The organism is Caulobacter sp. CCH9-E1 (assembly GCF_001556515.1).
Classification (GTDB): domain Bacteria; phylum Pseudomonadota; class Alphaproteobacteria; order Caulobacterales; family Caulobacteraceae; genus Caulobacter.
The window spans coordinates 1-267 of the sequence record NZ_LSJA01000104.1 but is presented as its reverse complement, the minus strand read 5'-3'; the positions used below and the strand labels follow the sequence as shown (position 1 = coordinate 267).

1 protein-coding gene is annotated in these 267 nt (G+C 67.4%); it reads left to right on the top strand.

Annotated elements, in window-relative coordinates; translation table 11 throughout:
- On the top strand, nucleotides 1-267 hold a 267-nt coding region (locus AX690_RS06595; protein WP_156449590.1), incomplete at both ends, for a TonB-dependent receptor domain-containing protein.

Below are 267 nucleotides of genomic sequence, written 5' to 3'. Positions count from 1 at the left end.
TCCGGTCACCTATCGGCAGAGCGCCACCGACGCCGACAACCACGGCGTCGCCAAGATCGCCGCGGCCTACGCGCAGGACCAGATCCAGCTCACCGGCCGCCTGCAGGCGATCGTCGGGCTGCGCTATGATCGGTTCGACGTGAACTTCCGCAACAACCGGACCGGCGCTGTGTTCGCGACGAGCGACAAGCTCTGGTCGCCGCGCGCCGGCCTGGTCTTCAAGCTGGTGGAACCGCTCGCCCTCTACGCCAGCTACAGCCGCTCTTA